Annotated in this window: 21 protein-coding genes; 4 read left to right on the forward strand and 17 right to left on the reverse strand. The window is 48.2% G+C overall.

Annotated elements, in window-relative coordinates; genetic code table 11:
• Nucleotides 1–73 precede the first annotated feature (73 nt).
• The 17 genes from QY97_RS12295 to QY97_RS12375 form a co-directional block, all read right to left on the reverse strand.
• Nucleotides 74–799 (reverse strand): MFS transporter, encoded by a 726-nt coding sequence (locus QY97_RS12295; protein ID WP_083965865.1) that lies wholly within the window; start codon nucleotides 797–799, stop codon nucleotides 74–76.
• 66 nt (nucleotides 800–865) lie between these two features.
• Nucleotides 866–1,537, reverse strand: a complete 672-nt coding sequence (locus QY97_RS12300) for an RraA family protein (protein WP_198402938.1) — start codon at nucleotides 1,535–1,537, stop codon at nucleotides 866–868.
• 27 nt (nucleotides 1,538–1,564) lie between these two features.
• The gene (locus QY97_RS12305; protein WP_039233911.1) at nucleotides 1,565–1,954 is read right to left on the reverse strand and encodes a RidA family protein; all 390 of its coding nucleotides are present in this window, start codon (nucleotides 1,952–1,954) and stop codon (nucleotides 1,565–1,567) included.
• Nucleotides 1,955–1,968: 14 nt separating this feature from the next.
• On the reverse strand, nucleotides 1,969–3,183 hold the full coding sequence (locus QY97_RS12310; RefSeq protein WP_039233914.1) for a Rieske 2Fe-2S domain-containing protein: 1,215 nt from the start codon (nucleotides 3,181–3,183) through the stop codon (nucleotides 1,969–1,971).
• 72 nt (nucleotides 3,184–3,255) lie between these two features.
• Nucleotides 3,256–4,218, reverse strand: a complete 963-nt coding sequence (locus tag QY97_RS12315) for a DODA-type extradiol aromatic ring-opening family dioxygenase (protein ID WP_039233918.1) — start codon at nucleotides 4,216–4,218, stop codon at nucleotides 3,256–3,258.
• 14 nt (nucleotides 4,219–4,232) lie between these two features.
• The gene (locus QY97_RS12320; protein ID WP_039233922.1) at nucleotides 4,233–5,237 is read right to left on the reverse strand and encodes an amidohydrolase family protein; all 1,005 of its coding nucleotides are present in this window, start codon (nucleotides 5,235–5,237) and stop codon (nucleotides 4,233–4,235) included.
• 55 nt (nucleotides 5,238–5,292) lie between these two features.
• On the reverse strand, nucleotides 5,293–6,081 hold the full coding sequence (locus tag QY97_RS12325; protein WP_232506289.1) for an enoyl-CoA hydratase-related protein: 789 nt from the start codon (nucleotides 6,079–6,081) through the stop codon (nucleotides 5,293–5,295).
• 39 nt (nucleotides 6,082–6,120) lie between these two features.
• On the reverse strand, nucleotides 6,121–7,305 hold the full coding sequence (locus QY97_RS12330) for a CaiB/BaiF CoA transferase family protein (RefSeq protein WP_039233924.1): 1,185 nt from the start codon (nucleotides 7,303–7,305) through the stop codon (nucleotides 6,121–6,123).
• 172 nt (nucleotides 7,306–7,477) lie between these two features.
• Nucleotides 7,478–8,137, reverse strand: a complete 660-nt coding sequence (locus tag QY97_RS12335) for a 4-carboxy-4-hydroxy-2-oxoadipate aldolase/oxaloacetate decarboxylase (protein WP_039233930.1) — start codon at nucleotides 8,135–8,137, stop codon at nucleotides 7,478–7,480.
• Between the two features lie 20 nt (nucleotides 8,138–8,157).
• Nucleotides 8,158–8,808: an RraA family protein gene (locus tag QY97_RS12340; protein WP_039233934.1), complete on the reverse strand. Its 651-nt coding sequence runs from the start codon at nucleotides 8,806–8,808 to the stop codon at nucleotides 8,158–8,160.
• A gap of 18 nt (nucleotides 8,809–8,826) precedes the next feature.
• Entirely contained in the window at nucleotides 8,827–10,407 is a 1,581-nt protein-coding gene (locus QY97_RS12345) for a class I adenylate-forming enzyme family protein (protein ID WP_039233936.1), read from the reverse strand.
• Between the two features lie 52 nt (nucleotides 10,408–10,459).
• Nucleotides 10,460–10,864 carry a Zn-ribbon domain-containing OB-fold protein gene (locus QY97_RS12350; RefSeq protein WP_039233940.1) on the reverse strand — a complete coding sequence of 135 codons (405 nt, stop codon included), beginning with the start codon at nucleotides 10,862–10,864 and terminating at the stop codon, nucleotides 10,460–10,462.
• 1 nt (nucleotide 10,865) lies between these two features.
• A complete protein-coding gene (locus QY97_RS12355; RefSeq protein ID WP_232506291.1) occupies nucleotides 10,866–12,035 on the reverse strand; it encodes an acetyl-CoA acetyltransferase in 1,170 nt (389 codons plus the stop codon).
• 16 nt (nucleotides 12,036–12,051) lie between these two features.
• Nucleotides 12,052–12,459, reverse strand: coding sequence for a MaoC/PaaZ C-terminal domain-containing protein (locus QY97_RS12360; protein WP_039233942.1), 408 nt, complete (start codon nucleotides 12,457–12,459; stop codon nucleotides 12,052–12,054).
• Nucleotides 12,460–12,475: 16 nt separating this feature from the next.
• Nucleotides 12,476–12,904, reverse strand: coding sequence for a MaoC family dehydratase N-terminal domain-containing protein (locus QY97_RS12365; protein WP_039233945.1), 429 nt, complete (start codon nucleotides 12,902–12,904; stop codon nucleotides 12,476–12,478).
• A 43-nt stretch (nucleotides 12,905–12,947) separates the two neighbouring features.
• Nucleotides 12,948–13,706, reverse strand: a complete 759-nt coding sequence (locus QY97_RS12370; RefSeq protein WP_039233946.1) for an SDR family NAD(P)-dependent oxidoreductase — start codon at nucleotides 13,704–13,706, stop codon at nucleotides 12,948–12,950.
• Between the two features lie 29 nt (nucleotides 13,707–13,735).
• Nucleotides 13,736–15,532 carry an acyl-CoA dehydrogenase family protein gene (locus QY97_RS12375; protein WP_232506292.1) on the reverse strand — a complete coding sequence of 599 codons (1,797 nt, stop codon included), beginning with the start codon at nucleotides 15,530–15,532 and terminating at the stop codon, nucleotides 13,736–13,738.
• A gap of 390 nt (nucleotides 15,533–15,922) precedes the next feature.
• Here QY97_RS12375 and QY97_RS12380 point away from each other — a divergent pair, with 390 nt between their 5' ends.
• The 4 genes from QY97_RS12380 (at nucleotide 15,923) to QY97_RS12395 (ending at nucleotide 20,721) form a co-directional block, all read left to right on the forward strand.
• Complete coding sequence (locus QY97_RS12380; RefSeq protein WP_052728971.1) at nucleotides 15,923–17,809, forward strand: sigma 54-interacting transcriptional regulator; 1,887 nt, start codon at nucleotides 15,923–15,925, stop codon at nucleotides 17,807–17,809.
• 309 nt (nucleotides 17,810–18,118) lie between these two features.
• The gene (locus tag QY97_RS12385; protein ID WP_039233950.1) at nucleotides 18,119–19,093 is read left to right on the forward strand and encodes a tripartite tricarboxylate transporter substrate binding protein; all 975 of its coding nucleotides are present in this window, start codon (nucleotides 18,119–18,121) and stop codon (nucleotides 19,091–19,093) included.
• 102 nt (nucleotides 19,094–19,195) lie between these two features.
• Nucleotides 19,196–20,188, forward strand: a complete 993-nt coding sequence (locus QY97_RS12390; RefSeq protein WP_039233953.1) for a Bug family tripartite tricarboxylate transporter substrate binding protein — start codon at nucleotides 19,196–19,198, stop codon at nucleotides 20,186–20,188.
• Nucleotides 20,189–20,268: 80 nt separating this feature from the next.
• Complete coding sequence (locus QY97_RS12395) at nucleotides 20,269–20,721, forward strand: tripartite tricarboxylate transporter TctB family protein (protein ID WP_039233956.1); 453 nt, start codon at nucleotides 20,269–20,271, stop codon at nucleotides 20,719–20,721.
• The last annotated feature ends 11 nt before the right edge of the window (nucleotides 20,722–20,732 follow it).

Genomic DNA, 20,732 nt, shown 5'->3' on the forward strand with positions numbered 1-20,732 from the left:
ATGGCTTAAAGTTAAAACTTTAAGCCATTTCTCAATTTTACATATATTTACTGTTTATTGCGGGTAATGACAGCTACGCTGTTGTTACCCCAACTAGGAAAGAGAGCGACTCTGGCAGCTTAAAGTAAAGCACCGTCATTAACAACAGCGGTCCAATGCCGCCTGCAAGAAAGACCGAATGCCAGTTAAAGTGGGTCAAGAGCCAGGCGCTTAGCACACCGCCAATCGACATGCCCAGAGGAAAGCCCATAAACATAATGGACACCCATCTGCCTTTTGCTTTTTTCGGTGCATATTCGTTCACGAGCACAATGCTTAACGGAACTGTCCCCCCGAGGCCAAGTCCTACTAAGAAACGAAGAAACACCAAGCTCATGATTGTATTAGCGAAGACCGTAAGAAGTGAAAAGAGGGAGATGGTGGCAATGCTTAGCAGCAGCGCGTTTTTTCTACCGAGTCTATCTCCAAGATAGCCAAACAAAAAGCCGCCAAGCATGAGACCAAATGTGCTGGCTCCAAAGACAATTCCGAAAGAACTTGTAGAAAGATTCCACTGTTCGATCAATACAGGAGCGACATAAGAAAGGCTGGACACATCAAATCCTTCAAAAATCATGAGCAGAAAGGTCAAAACAATCAAGTTGACCGCAAAACGCCTGCTCGTTCGTTCTTCGATAACTTGAGAAACGTTCACCTGCTGAGTTCTTCCTTTATTAGGAGCCATATTTACCACCTCTGTCATTGTAGTGCTCTTAGCCAGTGTGTAGTGCAATGATTGCAGGATAAGGAAAGCAATCATACTGTTTGAACGATTGCTTTCCTATTTCAGCAGCTTACGGGTAGCTGGATCGTCTTGAGGATCTATTCATGAGTTTATGTTTCCTTGAAGCATCGTTTCGTAGCTTTTCCCCATTACTTTGCTTACTGGCTCGCCAGCTATAATCGCTTTTGCCATGAGTGCTTCCTTTTCAGTAATTTTTTCTGCTGCCTGAAGAACCTTCTCCGCTTGATCAGCAGGAATAAAGACGATGCCGCTTCCGTCGGCTAACACAAGGTCTCCTGGTGCTACGTCCACTTGATCGATTCTAATCGGCTGATTAAAGGATTCCTCAACAATCCTTCCTCTGGCGGTGGTCGGTACGACATTGCGGGCATAGACGGGGAAACCAATACTTCTCATTTCATCGGCATCGCGGCAAGCCCCATCAATAAGGACACCGTTCACCCCTCTTTGCTGAGCAGCGATGGAGAGGTTTCCACCCCAGCCAGCTACATCAGTTCGGCCGTGTTCCACCACGATAATATCCCCTTCAGAGGCGGCCTCGACAGCAGCAGTGCCGAGGTGACGATTCGACGGCCGAGGATTGTTTCCTTGCGGCACCAGCTTCATAGTCACCACTCTGCCGCAAATTTTTTTCAGGACAGAAACAGCCTGCAGACGAGTCACAACACCATTCATCCCTAACGAATCCAGTGCATCCGAAATAGCACTAGAATCCAATTTTGATAAACGGTGAACGAAAGAATCTTTGGTCACTATTCTTCCTCCTATTCCATTGTTCTTCTAATCTAATACAGCAACGAGCTCCACCTGAGCTACCATGCCCTTTCGAAGCTCTTCTACGATGCTGATATGTCTTGCCGGACGGTCGTGTTCATCAGGGAACATTTTTAACCATTCGTCATTAAAAGGCTTGCGGTATTGGTTATCCTTTAAATAAACGGACATGCGGATAATATGGTCCGTGGAGCCGCCCGCGTGTTCCATAAAGGATTGAATATTTTGATAGAGACACATGATTTGCTGCTCCGGCTCTGCTGGCAGCTCGTCGGTGGCTGAATCTTTGCCCATAATGGCTGAAGAATAAATAATAGATCCGATTTTTGCTCCCATGGGGATCGGTGCTTTCCCATGGGAGACGCCCGGTATCTCGATAACCTCTCTCTGCGCCACATTCTCACCCCATTTCAGTACTTTGGCACGGTCCGCCAGTCGGCATCCGCTGGCAAATTCCCATTCGTTGAGCGTATGCTGGCATAATCGATCTCCTGATCAAGCCCGAGCGGCATCTTTCCTTCCTCCATATCCTTTAATGCGCGGAGAAGGAAGAAGCGGACCTTCGTAATAAACTGATCGCTTGATCCGAGATATTCCTGCGTCCGGTCAGAGATCTCTCCCATGCTTTCCGCGATGACATAGTCTTCAACTAATACGCCGTACATGCCGGTGAAATGGTCATCCAGCTTCGAGCGGTCCTGCTCCCAGTTGCCTTCATAAAAATTATCCGGCGACTTGTTCGGGTCAATGCCAAATTGTCTTTCTGTAACTGCTACATCCTCGAACGTGAGCGGTCTTTCGTGATTATAAAAAACAAACCACTGTACGCACTTGTTGTCATCAACCGGAATCACAAATGAACCGACGTGATTCTCCTCCGGTGCTTTCGGGATGAAGGAATACCAAGGCTGGACAAACTCCGAAATCCGGACGTACTTCGAGCCATCCGGCATGTTTCTCAGCGCGCCGGCCCGGTAGCCGTACGGCTGGCTGTCGACCACATATCTCGGCGCCAAGTCATGCTTCGTTTTAGAAACAGTGGCCCCTACCTTCTCCACCCATGACTGGTGCAGCATGGATACGTGAGCAGAATCGAGTGTTCCCTCTAATACTTGCAGCCAGTTGCAGTTAATTTCCGCAATGCGGATTAATAAATGCTCCTCAGGCAAGCGGTTGAATTCAAAATCGGGAAATTGAGTCGGCAGTCCTTCTCCTAGCCACGTCCAAATAATCCCGCCCGCTTCCCGGCTCGGATAATATTTAACGGGCACCTTTCTGCAAAAGGACTCCACTTTTTCCGGCGGCTCTGTCGGTGCATCGATACAATTGCCATTCACATCGAATTTCCAGCCATGATATAAACAAGTTAAGGCATTGTCCTCGTTGCGCCCTAGGCTAAGGGAGGCCCGGCGATGCGGACATTTCTCATCAAGAACAGCGACCTTCCCATCCGCTCCTCTAAAAACAACATAGTTTTCTCCGAACAGCTGTACACGGATCGGTGTACCGTTCGCCTTCACTCTGGCGGCACGCACAGCCGGCACCCAAAACTGTTTCATATACCTCGCCATTGGAGCATCGCCCGTCACCTTTGTTAACAAATCATTTTTTTCTTTGGATAACATACGAAAGACCTCCTTGTTTTTCTTACAGAATAATTGACAGAGTATTGTTTATTTAAAGGGTATAAGGGAATACTAATCCCAATAAGCAAAACCCATTCCACAGCCGGTCATGGCTGTTGAACGATAAGTAGGTATATAGTTGACAAGCTTCATATCCAAGCTTTCTAACGCTCCCGCTGCCGCTATCCATGCGAGCAGCTCCGACGTGCCGGAAACGAACCTTTCTTTCGGAATGGAGATGAGAGCTTCTTTGTCTTTATTTTCAAGATTTTTCAGAAAACTGCGGTCAAACTCTTCGTCAATGACAAAATGAGTCATCCCTCCGGAGGCGATAATCGCAACAGTCTGATCGCTTTCCCATGATTCGATGGCCTCCTTTAATACGCGGCCAAATTCATAGCACCTCTTCGGAGACGGGACATTCGGCGGGAAAAACGTATTCACCGTGACCGGCACCATCTTGATCATCGGCTTACTTTGCAGCAGACGCCGGCGCACAAACGTATGCGCGTGCCCGATTGAACGGCCCTCCGGCTGCTGGGTAAAGGAAGACACATCAAACTCGTTATCTATGAGTGTCTCAATAATATGGCGGCCCAGTTCTTCATCCGTTTTATAAGCTTCCGGCTCTACCCCATGCCTTGCCCAATAGGCAGGACGGATTGACGGCGGTAGCTTCTCTACGTCATGAGGAAGATCATAAATTTCCTTGCCCCAGAAAACAGAGAAAGCAGGCATATTATCGTATAAGAACAGCTCTTTTTGATCATCGCCAATGACGACTAAAATGTCAGGAGACACACGGCCCAGCGTGTCGCTCAGCTTTCGGATGCTTTGTTCACAAGCTTCATACTTTTGCTCCCACACGTCACGGTTCAAATGCTCATGAATCCAATCTGGCGCTCGGCTGGATAAGCCTTCAAAGTCGATATCCGGATTGGTTTTGTCACGCTCTGCATGCATCGCCCAAATATCAGCGGGTGTGCTTAATTGAGGACTGTGAGAGACAGCCATTCCAAGTACTATTTTCGCCATTTACATGACCTCCACTATTTTGTTTGCGCAGCTGTCACATTCAGCCTGCTGTATAATCTTTTTGCGTTTCCTTCATAGACCTTGTAACGATCCTCTTCTGTTAAGAAGTCTATGCTGTCAATGACCGGCTTCAAGTTATCGAAATCATAGCCGGTTTCTGGATTCGGGACGGATCCGGTTCCTGGCAGCTCTGTACCGAAAAGGAGGTTATCCGGACCAATCACCTTAAAGGCCAGCTCCAGCGCTTCTTTTGAATAGTTGCATGTATCGAAATAAAGCTTTTTCAGAGCCGTATCGAAGTTTTCCTTCCCTGCCCGCAGCCGCCATGCCCGGAACCGGCCCATTTGGAACGGGATCGCTCCCCCCGTATGAGAAACGACTACTTTTAAGTCTGGAAAATCTTCAAATACGTTCGAATCAAGCAGGGACATAATCGCAATGCTTTCTTCATTGATAAAGTGAAGCGTATAGGACTCCCGCGGAGAACAGCAGGCGGCAGAGTGGACAAGCATCGGAACATCCAATTCAACGAGCGCTTCGTATAATGGATACCAGTATTCGTCGCCTAGCCCTGGCGGCGTTGGATGTCCTCCTTCCATCGGGTCCGGATTCACCTGCACACCGACAAACCCCAACTCCTCCATACACCGTTTCAATTCAGGCAAGCATTCACGAATGTCTTCTCCCGGCGACTGCGGCAGGCCAGCGACACCGCGAAAATAATCCGGCTCGAGCTCCACCTGGCGGGCGATGATGTTGTTGACAAATTCCGTCCATTTATGAACCATGCCGCTCGGCTGGAGGGAATGCATCGCTAAATATGGTCTTGGTGAAATGAACTGCAGATCCGTCCCGACACTTTGCAGGAGACCGACATGCTTCTTCAGCTGTTTATGAATGGATTCATCGCTGATTTTCGGGAAACCCGCGAACGGATTCCCCCGGCTCCCTACCATCCTTCCTTGGAACTGATAAACCTCCGGCGGTGCAAGCGTGTGTCCGTGAATATCGATAATCACTGTGATTTGCTCCCTTCTATTTATCTATTTTCAACTATAGTTTACTGGAAAGCGGTTACACTTCTTTGAAATTCGGAGCTCTTTTATCCAAAAAGGCCTTGACCCCTTCCTGGTAATCAGAAGATGCATAGGAAGTAACCGTCAGCTCCTGAATTTGTTCCGATTCCTGCGTCATTCCGCCTTTAATCTCATTGATGATCCTCTTAGCGCCCTTGATGGACTTTTGCGCCAGCTTTGTCAATGTTTCCGCATATTCATAGGTTTTCTCTTCCACTTCCTCGTCTGTTAAAATGCGTTCCACTAATCCATAACTGTAGGCTTCATAGACGCTAATTTCCCTGCCCGAAAACAGCAAGTCTTTCGCCCTCGCCGGTCCCACTAAATCTACTAAGTTCTTCGTACCTGAAAAGGAATAGATCAGGCCGATTTTAGCTGGCGTGATGGCGAACTTTCCGCTTTCTGAGCTGAACCGCAAGTCGCAGGCCAGTGCAATGATGCACCCTCCGCCAATGCAATAACCTTGAATCATCGCAATTGTCGGCTTTGGGAAGTGAAGAAGAGCAGATTCAGCGGCTGTCACCGCCTGGTTGTATAACTGTTCTCCTGTCGCTGTTGAACGCAGCGTGGTGAACTCATTAATGTCTGCCCCGGCCGCAAAGATCGCGCTATCGGCGTCTCCTCGAATGATAAGGACTTTCACCTCCGGGTCTTGTTCTAAATCCTTTAATAGATCCGGGAGCTTCGTCCACATTTCATAATTGAAGGCGTTTCTTTTCTCAGGGCGATTAATATAAAGTGTAGCAATCTGGTTTTTCTTTTCTACGAACAAATAGTCCTTGATCAACACGAGCTCCTCCTTTTCGATCCATAACCGTCCCCCTGTTTAAATGATAGACTCTTTTTTAAATTGCTGGATCTCCTCCTCACTGTAATCCAGCTGCCTCAAAACCGCTTCTGAGTGTTCTCCTAATTGCGGAGCCGGTGAATAAAACTGTGCAGGCGACTTTGACATTTTTGCCGGAAACCCCAGCGTCTTCATCGGGCCAGCGACAGGATGTTCATAGTCAATTACCATATCCCGCCCTAGTACTTGTTCATGATTCATGACTTCATCGTACGTATAAATCGGTCCTGACGGGATTCCCACACTCTCCAGCTTTTCGAGCCAAAACTCTGATGACTCCTGCCCGAAGACTTCTTCAATCGCTTCTTCCAGCTGATCGACATGCTCAAGGCGGTCACTGACTGTCGCGAACCGCGGATCATGAAGCCACTCCTCCTTATCTACCACCTCTCTGCAGAATTTCTCCCACAGCCTTTGACTGACAACGCCTAACAAAATGTAGCCTGTTTTTGTCTTATAGCTTTGGTAAGGCGCCATTCTTCTGTGCCTTGTGCCGCTCGGGACGGGGACCTCTCCGTTTCCGAAGTAGCCGGCTGCTTCCCAAACTGTCCATACTAAAGCGGATTCAACAAGTGATACATCAATGTATTGGCCTTCCCCTGTCCGCATTTTGTGTATATGAGCAAAAAGAATGTGATATAAAGCTGTTAACCCAGCACCAATATCGTGAATCGGAATCCCTACCTTCACGGGCCGGCCGCCTTGCTCGCCGGTCATGCTCATAATCCCTGACATGCCCTGTGCCATAATATCGAGCCCGCCTTTATTTCTCAGAGGGCCTGTTTGGCCGTATCCTGAAATCGAGCAATAGATCAGGTCGGGGTTTAGCTCCTTCAGTGTGTCATAGTCAATTCCAAGCTTCTTCACAATATCGGGGCGGAAATTTTCGACGAATACATCGGCTGTCTTCACCAGCCGGTACAGAATTTCACGGCCTTCCTCTGTTCGTAAATTCACTTTAATTCCTTTTTTATTGCGGTTGATCATCGTAAAGCTATAGCTGACACCGTTAATAAATGGGCCTGTATCACGGATCATATCGCCATCAGGATACTGTTCGACTTTAATGACCTCCGCTCCCATATCCCCCATGATCATGGTGCAATATGGACCAGCAAGCACGTGAGAAATGTCAATGACTCTTACTCCTGACAATGGCTGCATGTGTCTCCTCCTTCCTGTAGTATCGGTTATTAGACTAATAAGCAATAAGCGTGCCAGCTGAAAAAGCGCGGATTGACCGGCTTTTTTAAGCTGCTTTGCCTGCGCTTGTTTCGTTATGAAACGTTTCATGTTTCTTTCGTTTCAATGTTTCATTTCGTGCAACGTTTATCGCTTATCCCTGCGTATGAAAAGAAGAGCGCCACCCATAAATCTCCATTGTCGATTTTCCTTCGGCAATTTGTCTTGTAATCTCTTTCTCATCCTCCTCGCGCTTTTGCGCCTTGCTGACGATCTCTGTCACCTCTCCCTTTGGGAGAACAACCATCCCATCACTGTCACCGACGATAAGATCCCCTGGCAAAATCATGGTCTCTCCCATTCGAATCGGGTGATTAATCAAGCCTCCGCCAGCTTTTCCGGTTCCTTGAATGCACAGTCCGCGGGAAAAGACAGGGAACTTCATGCCGATGATCTCCCGGCCGTCTCTTACACAGCCGTCAATGACGAGCCCCTGTATCCCCCTCGCCTGCGCGGCTTTCGTCATAATGTCTCCCCAATAGCCCGCTTCGTACTCGCTGGATACATCAATAACAAGGATATCGCCTGGCTGTGCGGCTAATATCGCTTCATGCAGCATAAGGTTATCCCACGGCGGGGAATGAACCGTAACCGCCGGGCCGCAAATCTTCATGTTTGCCTCAATGGGCTTGATCCCTGAGGGCAGGGCGCCTTTTTTTCCCGCCGCCTCATGCAGCGTAGCAGAAGAAAAGCTTGAAGCACGGGCAATTACCTCTTTAGCTGGACGGTCAATGTGAACAACAATATGATTCATACACGTATGCTCCTTATCTATTAAACTTGTCTTGTCTGCAGCTGATGATACCCGTACTTTTCACGCGCTTCCTTTAGCGGCACACCTTGCATAACGGCTTTCCGAATGCCTTCTTCCTTTTCTTCGATCAATTGGGCCACCTTTAAAATCTCCGCCTCTCTCTCCTTGTGAATGACAAGTGCGCCATCATCGGAGCCAAAAATGATATCCCCCGGCCTTACTTGAACATCCCCGATGGAAACAGGCACGTTGTAGGCGACCGCATCCACCCGGTCTTTTCCTGTGCGCATATAAGCTCCTTTGCTGAAAATTGGGTACTTTAATTCCAGGCTGCATGAAATATCCCGGCACACGCCGTCAATCAGCGTTCCGGAAATCCCTTTCATATGAGCCACCGATGTCAGAATGTCTCCCCACACTGTACAGTCGAGGCGGCCCTCGTTATCCAAAACAACGACGCTGCCAGGCGGCACTTCGTCAATGTAATCCCCCACAGAGCCTTTATCCTCGGCAACCGGCAAGTATTTCACCGTGTAAGCACGGCCAACCATCTTGTAGCCGTAATTCATCGGGGAAATGCCTAAACAGGTGCCGTGAATCCCTAAGCGGTCGAGTGCATCTGACACGGCTGCGATGGACAGCTTTCGAAACTGCTCAACAACTTGATCCATACGTATCCCTTCCTTTCCTTATCTAAGTACGACAGCCTTCTCTTTGACAATTGAATCCTTCAAGACAAACTTCATAATCTTGCCCGATGGTGTTTTCGGCAGCTCCTCCACAATGACAATATGATCCGGCGCTTTGTAATCCGCGACCTGCTGTTTAATGAATTGCTCCAGCTCCTCCACGGTAGCATCGGCGTGTTCCTTTAATGTAATAGCGGCACAGGAAACCTCTCCGAGCACCGTATCCGGCAGGCCGATAATCGCTGCTTCATTTACGGAAGGATGCGTATAAAACACTTCTTCAATTTCACTTGGGTAAATATTGTAGCCACCTCGGATCACGAGGTCTTTCTTGCGGCCGATGATTCTGACGTAGCCGTCGCCATCAATCGTGCCTAGGTCTCCTGTGTAAAACCAGCGGTCTTCATCGATGACCTCTCTCGTCTTTTCCGGAAGGTTGTAATACCCTTTCATCAATCCTTCCGTACGGCAGGCGATCTCTCCGACTTCGTTCTCCCTTACTTCCTTTCGGTTCTCATCGACGACTTTCAACTCCACCCCCGCAAGCGCCCGCCCCACCGTCTCAGCCTGGATGATCTCGTCATCCTCAAAGGAGGTCATCGTTAAGATGGGAGACGTTTCTGTCATGCCGAAGCTGACTAGGACGGGACAGCCCATTTCCTCTTTAATCCGGCGAATGACTTCCACCGGGCAAGGCGCTCCAGCCATGATGGAGACACGCAGGGAGGACAGGTCATAGGAAGAGAAATTCGGATGATTCAGCTCTAGAATAAAAATGGTCGGCACGCCTGAGTGGATCGTAACCTTCTCCTGCTCAATGAGCTGAAGAGCCTTTTCCACCTGATATTTCTCCAATATGACAGCTTTCGTTTCACTGCCGACCAGCCTTAAAATACCGGCTAAGCCCATGACATGAAAGAACGGGCTCGCATGCAGGAACACATCGTCTGTTTGAATATTAATGCCGATACAGCTGTTGATCATGCTGGAGACTAAGTTGTGGTGGGTTAACATCGCCCCCTTCGGCTTGCCCGTTGTTCCCGACGTATAAATAATGGAAAAGACATCCTCCTCCACATCGATCGCCACTTCAGGAAGCGCTTGATTGACTCCTGCTTCCCTCAGTTCGTCGTAGCTGATCAACCCGCTGTGATAAAAGCGAACCGTAATCAAATATTGCAGGCTCTCTACTCTCTTCTGAATCGATTGAAACTGTTCAAAATGATTCACCCCGTCATATTCTTTCGTAAAGAGCACAACCTTCGCTCCAGAGTCCCGTAAAATGTGCTCGGCCTCCTCCTCACGATATCTCGTATTAAAGGGCACTAGTATCCCGCCAACCTTAGCGATAGCAAAAACAGCTACAATAAACTCATACCAGGCGGGCAAAGAAACGGCTACGCGGTCCCCTTTTCGAACGCCAAGCCGATGCAGCCCTATCGCTACTTCTAACGCTTCTCTATGTAGGGCGCTGTAGGTGATTCGCCGATCCCCGTCGTAGATCACTTCCTTCTCAGGACAGGACTGATTCGCTTTTTCGAGCAGCTGTGCTACCGACAATCCATAACATGAAGTAACCATCTCACATGTCCCCCTTTCATTGATTCCTATATAGATGTCCGCTTCTGTTCAATCATGCCCCCGTGACCTTGAAATACGGCAAGGTCAGGTCGTCATCTATTTTTTCGTACACGACAGATACCGGCTGATCAATCGATAGGTCATTCCGGTCGCCGATAATGCGGCTCAACATTCTTACTCCTTCATCCAGATCAATGACGCCAACGACATAAGGCACCTCTCCCTTAAAGGCAGGCGGGGCTTTATGAATCACCGTATAGCTGTGGATTTTTCCTTTCCCGCTCGTCTCCTCCCACGTCATATGCTCCGAAAAGCAATGAGGACAAATGATCCGCGGGTAAAAGATATACCGCTCGCAATCCCCGCATTTTTGAAGCAGGAGCTTGCCTTCCCTCACCCCTTCCCAAAAGGGCTGTGAATCGCTGTCGATCAGCGGTTTTGGTATTTGGCCTTGCATGTTAATCCCTCCCTAAAATAACCGTGGATGTGGAGGAGAGTGTGCCTCCCGTTCCATTTACGAGTGAAATCTTGGCGTCCTTGACTTGCCGCTCTCCGCACTCCCCGCGAAGCTGACGAACTGCTTCAATAAGCAAGAATATTCCGAACATTCCAGGGTGACAATAAGACAATCCGCCGCCGCTCGTGTTTAATGGAAACTCGCCCCCCGGAGCTGTTCGCTGCCCGCTGACAAAGTCTCCGCCTTCGCCGGGCTTGCAGAAACCTAAAGACTCGAGCGTTAAAAGGACCGTAATCGTGAATGAATCATACACTTGAACCACATCAATTTCGTCATGCGTGATGCCGGCCATCTCCATCGCGCGCCGGCCTGTATCCTTTGCGCCTGTAACGGTTAAATCCGGCATATGTGTAACCGTGTTATGTGTTTGCGTTTCCGCATGCCCCAGTATCCAAACCGGCCTTTTCTTCGCTCTTGCCGCAGCTTCAGCTGATGCAACGACGAGCGCTCCCCCGCCATCTGTAATTAAGCAGCAGTCTAACAGGTGCAGCGGCTCGGCGATCATCGGCGAGTTTAAAACATCCTCAATGGTCACCGGCTCTCTTTTGAAGGCTTTTTCGTTCAAGGCTGCCCACTTCCTTGTAGCCACGGCGATTTCAGCTAATTGCTCAGAGGTCGTTCCGTACTCGTACATATGCCGCTGAGCGGCCATCGCATAGTGTCCAACGGGAGACGGAATCCCGAACGGCTCCTCATAACTCAGCGTTAACCCAGCCGCAGATGGCCGGTTGCCGCTCGTTCGGTTTGTGCTTCCATACGTGATCAGCGCCACATCAAACAAACCGGCCTGTATTCCCACGAGCGCATGGGCCACATGCGATTCAAAAGAGGATCCGCCAATATTTGTCCCGCCCGTATACTTAGGGGTAATCCCCAAATATTCACCGAGCATGAGCTGTGGAAAATGCCCCCAGCTGGCTGTCGTAAATAATGCATCTACATCGTCTTTTGTAAATCCTGCGTCATCCAGTGCCCGCTTGGCTGCCTGCGCCTGCAGCTGAAGCACATTCCTCCCAGGCAGGTGGCCAAGCTCTGATTCAGCTGCTCCTACAATAGCTGCTATCCGTTCTGACTTCATCCCCTTCACGCCCTTCCAAACGTACTTAATCATTCCTTATCCGTTATGCCTAGTATTGAATGGTTGCCTCTCCCTTTGTGGCGTACTTTCCTGGCGCTACTTCTGCGGAAATCTGCAAGTCTACTTGCCGTGCCTCCTCATCTTTCTTCACGACTTTCGCCCGGCACGTAAGCGATTCATGAAGCTGAACCATGCCGGTAAACTTCACCTGCAGGCGGCTGACGAATCCTTGATGGCCGGCTAGTTTTTGGGCAAAGTCTCCGAGAACGCCCATACTGATCATGCCGTGAGCAATGATGCCTGGCAAACCGACCTTTTTCGCTGTTTCCTCATCCGTATGAATCATGTTGAAGTCTCCTGAGGCACCCGCATATTTCACTAGCTGCAGCTTCTCAATCGGCGGCGTCACCAGTTTCAGCTCCTGATCCACTTCCAGTCCGCTCCACTCTTTAATCATTTGCCTTCCTCCTTTATTACCGATAAATAATAGTCGTCTTTGAACGGTACACTAAGTTTCCAGACAGATCCTCGCCGCGTGTCTCCAAAATAAAGAACGTCATCGTTCCGCTTTTTCCTTCCTTCTCAAAAATATCTGCAAGGTAGTTCGTACACCGCAGCGTATCCCCGGCTACAATTGGCCGTTCATAGATGAACTCTTGTGCTCCATGAAGCGTGCGGCTTAACTCGACGTTAATGCCCGGCTTAGGGACTCTAAAGGTAGACGGAAAGGTTGGTGGTGCCACCAAGCTTGCGTACCCTTGCTGCTTAGCATAGTCCTCGTCAAAGTAAATCGGATTATCTGAACCGAGCGCATGGGCAAAGGCGCGGATCGCCCCTTTTTCCACTTCAAATTCCAGCGTTTCACTTTTACTGCCAATCACCGTGCGATCAATGACCGTCATTCGATTTCTCCCTGCCTTTCTATGAATCTATTATTTTTCACTTTTAGCGAGCGCCGCCGCCGACATAGAGAATCTCTCCGGTTACATAGCTGGCATCATCACTAACTAAAAAGGACACCACGTTCGCCACGTCTTCCGGTTCGCCGACCCTTCGCAGCGGGATCGTCTTGCTGGCTCCTTTTTTAATTTCTTCAAAATCCAGCCCCTGCCGCTCGGCTGTCTCTCTTGTCATATCCGTTGCAATGAAGCCCGGCCCTACACAATTCACATTAATATTGAATGGTCCAAGCTCGATAGCGAGCGTTTTCGTAAAGGCTTGCAGGCCGGCTTTCGCTGTTGAATAGTTTGCCTGCCCCCGCTTTCCGGAAGCTCCTAAACTGGTCGTGTTGACAATTTTTCCTGACTTTTGCTCGACCATATACTTCTGAGCGGCTTTACTGAACAAGAAGCTTCCCTTTAAATGCACATTCATGACAAGATCCCAATCCTCTTCTGACATTTTGAAAAGAAGATTATCTCTCGTGACTCCGGCATTATTGACAAGAATGTCGATCCGGCCAAAATGAGACACAATTTGGTCAACCGCCTGTTCCACTTCATCCGCCTTCGATACGTTACACGCTACCGCCAGCGCTTCCCCGCCTGCTTCCCGAATGGCCTGTACAGTCTCCATGCCAGCTTCTTCCGTTAAATCAACGACAGCCACCTTTGCGCCGTCCTTCGCTAAACGCTTAGCCGTTGCTGCACCAATTCCTTTACCAGCTCCTGTCACAATCGCTACCTTTCCTTCTAATCGGCTCATCCTCTTCTTCCCCCTTTAAATCATTCAATTTAAACAACAAACTTCTCCGCTTGAATCACTTTCTCGGCTATGCTTCGTTTTAACACAACTGGATTTACAGGCGGCTTGCGTGACGCTTCCTGCAAGAGATCCAGCTGGCGGCTTAACCCCTCTCCGCTGCACGCGGCATACATCGTGTGTTTAGCGAAATGAATCACTTGATCGAACGCTTCATGAATAAAAGCAACCGTCATATTGACCGCGTTCGCTGCTGCCTGTTCCCCTTTTCGATCGACTAGCTTCCTTGTGCGAAGCAAGGCGCTTTCCATCGCGTATACCTGGATCGTCACATCTGCTAAATCACTTAACACTTCCTGTTCCTGCTCGAGTGTATGCCCGTATGTCTTTAGCGCCTGCGCGAGCGCGAGGTGATACACTTTTTTCGCGATAGATAGTAACCGTTCTTCCTGATCGAGCGCTCGATTGCCTGCATGGACACTCATCAGGCTCCGAAGCTCCTCCTCGCCTTTCTCCATCGCCTCTTGAAGCTCTGGAAGCTGGCCTTTTCGCAGCTTTTTCGCGATCATTTTAGTGATAAACATGCGGTTCATTTCATTTGTTCCTTCGAAAATCCTCTTAATGCGGGCATCTCTGTAAATGCTTTCAATTTCGTACTCCTGCATGTAGCCGTAACCGCCGTGGATTTGCAGGCCTTCATCCGCTGCGAAATCGAGCGTTTCCGAGCCAAACACTTTATTGATCGCACATTCGATCATATACTCGCCGATCAGCCTTCTAGAGTTCTCCTCCAGGTTCGGATCATTGAAATCAATTTCCTGCAGTTTTTCATTGAACATGCCTGCCGTTCGGTACACCATGCTTTCAAGCACATAGGTTTGTATATTGATATCGGCCAGCTTCTTTCCGATCAGCGGAAAAGAAGAAATCGGCTGGCCGAATTGCACCCGTTCATTCGCGTATTTAGCGGAGCACTCCAGCGCATGCTTGCTGTTGCCGAGGCAGCCCGCTCCAACGGAAAGCCGGCCGAAGTTCAGTGTATTGAAAGCAAACTTATGGCCTTCCCCAATTTTGCCTAACACATTCTCTACAGGCACGTGGACATTATCAAACGTCATAGAGCATGTGGAGGACGCCTTCAGCCCCATTTTCTTTTCTTCCGGCCCAATGCTTAGCCCTTCTGACTCCCTCTCTACGATGAAGGCGGTGAAATCTGTGCCATTTACCTTCGCAAACACGACGAAAATATCAGCAAATCCGGCATTCGTAATAAACACTTTGCTTCCATTTAAAATGTAGTGCTTGCCATCCTCCGACAGCTCGGCCGTTGCCTTAATACTGGAAGCGTCAGTGCCAGATTGCGGCTCCGTCAGGGCGAAGGCCGTTGTGATCGTGCCGTCCTGCAGTCTCGGTAAATATTTCTGTCTCTGCTCTGGTGTGCCGAAGAAAATAATCGGCAGCATCCCTATGCCCATCTGGCCGCCAATAGTCGCTGTCATGGAAGAATGGCCGAGGTTTAGCGCTTCTTTAATAAGCGCAAAGCGAATCCCGTCTAGGCCCAGCCCCCCGTATTCTTCAGGAAGGCACACGCCAAGCAGCCCCACGTCCCCCGCCTTCTTCACCACTTCTTTGGACAGCTTGTAGTTTAACTTCTGTCCTTCCTCCCCTAAAGAGGCGATTTCTTTTTCAACGAAATCAACGGTTGTTTTGATCATCATTTTCTGTTCATCTGTAAATTCCTCTGGAATGAGGACGTTCTCCAAGTTAACCTCGTTGTTTGCGATAAAGCCCCCGCCTTTTAGGCTCGAATTGCTGCTTACCTTTGTCAACATGCTTCCCCCTTTACCTGTTTGTCTGTCACTTCATACACATTCAAAAACATATATGCTGAGTGAATTCGCTTAGTAATAAGCAAGCTCTGTGCCAACAGCAAAATACGCTTAAATCAACGCTTTTTGCACGCAGCGTTTCTTTGTTGTTACAAAATGAAACGTTAACCTGTTTCATTTTGTTTCAAATGGGCGCTACAGTGAAAATATTGAAACATGTGAAAGAGGGCGGTTTATCTTTTTCTGGTATTTTTTCTTTTATTCAACGAAATACTCCATATTGCTTCAAATCTCTTTGACAATTTTTCAGTTATATTTCATAATAAACGATAAGTTTCTGATTCTTAAGAAAATTCCATATTATTTAACTAATAAAAAGGAGGCGAAATGATGCAGCATAAAATTGCGATTGTCGGCTATCCCCCTTTCTCCAAATTAGCGCGGGAGGTATTAATCGACCTTCCATCTTGGGTAAAGTACGAGATTACAGAACTGCCGTTAAAGTTTCTCAGCTCTTCTGACTCGATCAAAGAGCTAGAATCCTACTTTGACTCATCTACCATTGTCGTCAGCGGGGATCGAAGCGCGATTTCACTCAAAAATATGCTGAAGAACTTAGTCATTCCTGTGAAGATCAACGGGTTTGATTTATTGAAGATCATTCAAAGTATAGATGACGATGAAGTAGTGATCATGAATTTCGGAGAAGATATTAAAGAGCTGTCTGACATCTCCCATCTCCTCAATGTTCAAATCAAACAAATCCAATTTAATGATATCCAGGAAGCCTTTAATATATTGGAACATCTTCGCAACAATGGCGTTAAAAATATTATCGGCGGAAGCTGGGTGTGCGAAGCAGCGAAGAAATTAGGGATGAATGGCATCTTCTATTACACGCACCGGGCTGTAGCGGAGGCTATTCGCGATGCACTGAATGTGATGCAAGTATACCGCAACGAATTAGAAACCATCACCTTGTTTAATACAATGATTTCCATTAACAGAAACGGCATTATCACAGTGGATCCTCACTCCAACATCAACATCGCCAACCACGTATCTGAGCGCCTTCTAGGTATTGACAGCAAGCAAGTCCATGATAAAAAGCTGGAAGAAGTCGTCCCAAGCATCACGAAGAAGCAGCCGATTTCCCAGCTAAGAGAACCCCAATTCAATGTTATTTTCGAGCACAAAAATAAAAAGCTGATGGCCGACATCATCCCGCTTCACGCTCAAGGCGAACACTTAGGCCACCTGATCGCCTTCGATGACATCGTCAACTTGCAGGAAAAAGAACGAAAAATCCGCAAAAACATTACCCAAAAACCAATGGTCGCGACCTACAGCTTTAATGACATTATCGGCTCCAGCGACGCGATGAAAGAAACCATTCACCAGGCCAAAAAGTTCAGCCGGGCCAATTCCTCTATTCTTATCCACGGGGAGTCTGGAACGGGGAAAGAATTGTTTGCCCAGAGCATTCACCAGGCGAGCTACCGCAACCGGCAGCCGTTCGTTGCGGTCAACTGTGCCGCTCTTCCAGAAAGCCTGATTGACAGTGAGCTTTTCGGCTATGAGGAAGGTTCCTTCACCGGAGCAAAAAAAGGCGGAAAAGCCGGCCTGTTTGAATTAGCTCATAATGGAACCATTTTCCTCGATGAAATCAGTGAGCTGCCTTTGCATCTGCAGTCCAGGCTTCTTCGCGTCCTGCAGGAGAAAGAAGTCGTCCGGGTCGGCGGAGATCAGATTATTCCAGTCGATGTACGAATCATCGCCGCTTCGAATAAAAGCTTAATCGACTGTATCAAAGAAGGAACGTTTCGAGAGGATTTGTATTTCAGGATCAGTGTCCTCCAGCTTTCCATCCCTCCGCTCCGGAAACGCTACGGAGATATTACAAAGCTGTTTCATCACTTCATTCGTCATAAGCCGAAGCTGAGAGATCTGCTTGGCAAGCATGAAATGGAGCTATTAAACTCCTACCATTGGCCTGGAAATGTGCGTGAGCTTGAGAACGTAGCCGAACGCTTCCTTGTCTTATGTGAAAACGAAGTACTAACAAGAAAACCGATTTACGACATGCTGCATACAGCTTTGTACACGATGAATGCCAGTTCGTTAGAGCAGGAAAAAGTGGAAAAAGTCTTTTCTTCAGAGAAAGACCTCATCCAGCAGGTACTCATGAAAACGAACGGAAATAGAGAAAAAGCAGCAGAAATGCTGGGGATTAGCCGTACGACTCTTTGGAGAAAGCTGAAAAAACTTCAATGTTAGCTTCATGTTCAATGGGAGGCCTCCATCCTCTCTTTTTTATTTGCCTTTTTACCTTTAATAAGCAGGTCCTTTGTTTCGATGGTGCAAAAAATGAAACAAAAGACATGCTTTTTTGTTTCAAAATGAAACGCTCTCTCCCCTTAAATGAAAGAAATCAGGAATATCATGGTCTTTTGCTGCTGGCACACTATTTGCTTATATATAGGCAGATGTACCTTTTCCACTATATACATACAAGGGGGCGAGAAAATACAAAACAATCGGGTGAAACATGTGCAAATAACTATACAGGAGAGAAAGGGAGTTTATATGAAAAAAATTGTGATGCTATCCCTGCTTATTGCATGTATGATTGTCAGCGGCTGTTCCCAGACCAGCTCATCAGTCGGCTCCGCCAATGAAGGCAGCGAGTATCCGAAAGAGCCTATTCAGCTGATTGTGCCAACGCCAGCCGGCGGCAGCAATGATACGGTCGCCCGGGCATTAGCGAATGCGGTGACCAAGTATTTGCCGAACAAAGCGAATGTGGTGGTAGTCAATAAACCCGGCGGCGGCAATACGATGGGCATTGCCGAAGTATCCCAAGCCGAACCGGATGGCTACACGCTTGGATTTGCTCCATCGTTTACATTAACCATCCAGCCTCATTACGGGAACACTCCGTACACGTACGACAGCTTTCAGACCATTATACGCGTGCTGGACTTGCCAGGATTTATCTACGTGAAAGCAGACGCACCGTGGCAAACCTTCGAAGAATGGCTGGCCTACGTCAAGCAGCACCCCGATGAAGTCACCATTGGTGCCGGAAGCGGCTCTCAGCACATTATCGACCGGATCAATGAAGAAGCAGGCGTAAAATTAAAGAAAGTCTCCTTTGATGGAAGCGCTCCAACGATGACCGCACTGCTGGGCGGACATGTTCAAGCAGCGATCGGCTCCAACGTCGATGCGAAAGGACCGATCGAATCAGGAGAAATCAGGCCGCTCATCAGCTACTCCGGCAGAAAAACAGGGGACGTTCCTCTTCTAAAAGAGAAAGGGATCAATATCGAGGTGAATCAGCTCATGGGCCTTGTCGCGCCAAAAGGATTGCCGGAAGAACAGCTGACGATCCTTCATGACGCTTTCAAACAGGCACTCGAAGATCCAGAGGTGACTGAGCAGCTGGAGAAGCTTGGCTTGGATACCTATTACGGAAATCCGGAACAATTCCAGGAAGACTTAAACAAGAACTTTGAACTCGATGGCGAGATGCTGAGGAAAACAGGACAAATTCAATAGCAGACAGGTTCAATGGACATTAACAAAAATGGAATCGCTTTCAAGTTCTCTCACTCTCACAACAAGCAGAACGGAGACACTTCTATAAAAAGGGGATATTCCATGAAAAAAATAATTGTATTTTCAATGCTCATCTTTGCTTTCATCATCGGCGGCTGCTCTCAAGCCAACCAGCCGGCCAGCGGCAACGCAGCTGAAAATGGACAAGCCTCTGACTATCCGGCTAAACCTATTCAGCTGGTTGTCCCTACTCCTGCTGGCGGTTCATACGATACGGTGGCGCGGACGTTTGAAAAGGTTCTTCCTAAGTACTTGCCGAATGAGGCGACCGTCGTAGTCGTCAATAAACCGGGCGGAAAAAACACGATGGGAGTCGCAGAGGTCGCAAAAGCAAATCCGGATGGCTACACGCTCGGATTCATTCCGTCCTCCACGGTGACCACCGCCCCTCATTACGGAGACACACCGTACAGCTACGACAGCTTCCAGCCAATTATGAGAGCGGCTCAAGCACACGGCATTATGTGGGTATCAGCTGATGCCCCTTATAAAAATTACGATGAATGGTACGAATACGTGAAGAAGAATCCCGGCAAGTTCTCTGTTTCAACAGTTGCCGGTGCAAAAAGCCTGCTGGAATCGATTAATGATGAAGCAGACATCAACATGAACATCGTTCCGTATGAAGGGTTTGCTCCTGCCATGACCGCTTTACTCGGTGGACACGTTCAAGGAGCCGTCGCTACGCTGGCAGATGCGAAAGGTCCGTGGGAATCCGGCAAGATTCGTCCGATCTTTACCTCTTCCGGCAGACAGGTAGAAGGAGTAGACGCGCCGACTTTAGTCGAAAAAGGCGTCAATATTGAAGAAAACAAGCTGATCGGGGTCGTCGCACCGAAAGGCCTTTCAGCTCACGTCTTAAGCACATTGGAAGAAGCTTTTAAGAAAGCAATAGAGGATCCGGCTGTTACCGATCAGATCGAAAAGATGGGCATGGAAGTGTATTACGGAGGGTCAGAGGAATTCCAGGAAGACTTCAACAAAAACTATAAGATTGATGGCGATATGCTAAGGAAGTCCGGCTTAATTCAATAAGCTTTAAGCGGAAAGGGAAGACAGCCCTCTCTTCCCTTTCCTTCTACAAATCTATTAATCACGAAAGAAGGTGCTGTGTCATGACAAAAATGAATGGAGGCGTTTGGGCAGGAATTGTTTTATTTATGCTTTCCCTTCTCATCTTTATCCAATCCTTCGAGTATGCATACTCAAGCGATGTCGGACCCGGACCCGGCTTCTTCCCTGTCTGGATCAGCGGACTTTTGTTTGTCCTTTCTATTTTATATATCATCGAATCCTACACACAGAAAAACAAAAGTGAAGAGAAATGGCCGAATAAAGCAGCAGCGAAAAACATCGTGTATATTCTAGCTGGCCTATTCGGATTCGTGATTCTCTTCTATTTATCCGGGTTTATCCCGGCAAGCATCGTCTTTTTATTCTTTATGTTCTTCAAAGGCTACAAGTGGTATACGAGCCTAGTGATCTCTGCAGCTACATCTATCTTCCTTTTTTGGCTGTTCGATAGCTTGCTAGGCGTTCCGCTGCCTTTGCACGGCATTTTACTTTAGTTAGGGGGGAT

This window comes from Bacillus thermotolerans (genome assembly GCF_000812025.2).
Taxonomy (GTDB): Bacteria; Bacillota; Bacilli; order Bacillales; family Domibacillaceae; genus Quasibacillus; species Quasibacillus thermotolerans.

Excerpts from the sequence above, each read along its gene's own strand:
- QY97_RS12295 (WP_083965865.1), bottom strand. The coding sequence starts at position 799 with ATGATTGCTTTCCTTATCCTGCAATCATTGCACTACACACTGGCTAAG.
- QY97_RS12380 (WP_052728971.1), top strand. The coding sequence starts at position 15,923 with ATGCAGCATAAAATTGCGATTGTCGGCTATCCCCCTTTCTCCAAATTA.
- QY97_RS12345 (WP_039233936.1), bottom strand. The coding sequence starts at position 10,407 with ATGGTTACTTCATGTTATGGATTGTCGGTAGCACAGCTGCTCGAAAAA.
- QY97_RS12355 (WP_232506291.1), bottom strand. The coding sequence starts at position 12,035 with ATGATTAAGTACGTTTGGAAGGGCGTGAAGGGGATGAAGTCAGAACGG.
- QY97_RS12360 (WP_039233942.1), bottom strand. The coding sequence starts at position 12,459 with ATGATTAAAGAGTGGAGCGGACTGGAAGTGGATCAGGAGCTGAAACTG.
- QY97_RS12390 (WP_039233953.1), top strand. The coding sequence starts at position 19,196 with ATGAAAAAAATAATTGTATTTTCAATGCTCATCTTTGCTTTCATCATC.
- QY97_RS12350 (WP_039233940.1), bottom strand. The coding sequence starts at position 10,864 with ATGCAAGGCCAAATACCAAAACCGCTGATCGACAGCGATTCACAGCCC.
- QY97_RS12395 (WP_039233956.1), top strand. The coding sequence starts at position 20,269 with ATGACAAAAATGAATGGAGGCGTTTGGGCAGGAATTGTTTTATTTATG.
- QY97_RS12365 (WP_039233945.1), bottom strand. The coding sequence starts at position 12,904 with ATGACGGTCATTGATCGCACGGTGATTGGCAGTAAAAGTGAAACGCTG.
- QY97_RS12385 (WP_039233950.1), top strand. The coding sequence starts at position 18,119 with ATGAAAAAAATTGTGATGCTATCCCTGCTTATTGCATGTATGATTGTC.
- QY97_RS12370 (WP_039233946.1), bottom strand. The coding sequence starts at position 13,706 with ATGAGCCGATTAGAAGGAAAGGTAGCGATTGTGACAGGAGCTGGTAAA.
- QY97_RS12330 (WP_039233924.1), bottom strand. The coding sequence starts at position 7,305 with ATGCAGCCATTGTCAGGAGTAAGAGTCATTGACATTTCTCACGTGCTT.
- QY97_RS12310 (WP_039233914.1), bottom strand. The coding sequence starts at position 3,183 with ATGTTATCCAAAGAAAAAAATGATTTGTTAACAAAGGTGACGGGCGAT.
- QY97_RS12315 (WP_039233918.1), bottom strand. The coding sequence starts at position 4,218 with ATGGCGAAAATAGTACTTGGAATGGCTGTCTCTCACAGTCCTCAATTA.
- QY97_RS12340 (WP_039233934.1), bottom strand. The coding sequence starts at position 8,808 with ATGGATCAAGTTGTTGAGCAGTTTCGAAAGCTGTCCATCGCAGCCGTG.
- QY97_RS12335 (WP_039233930.1), bottom strand. The coding sequence starts at position 8,137 with ATGAATCATATTGTTGTTCACATTGACCGTCCAGCTAAAGAGGTAATT.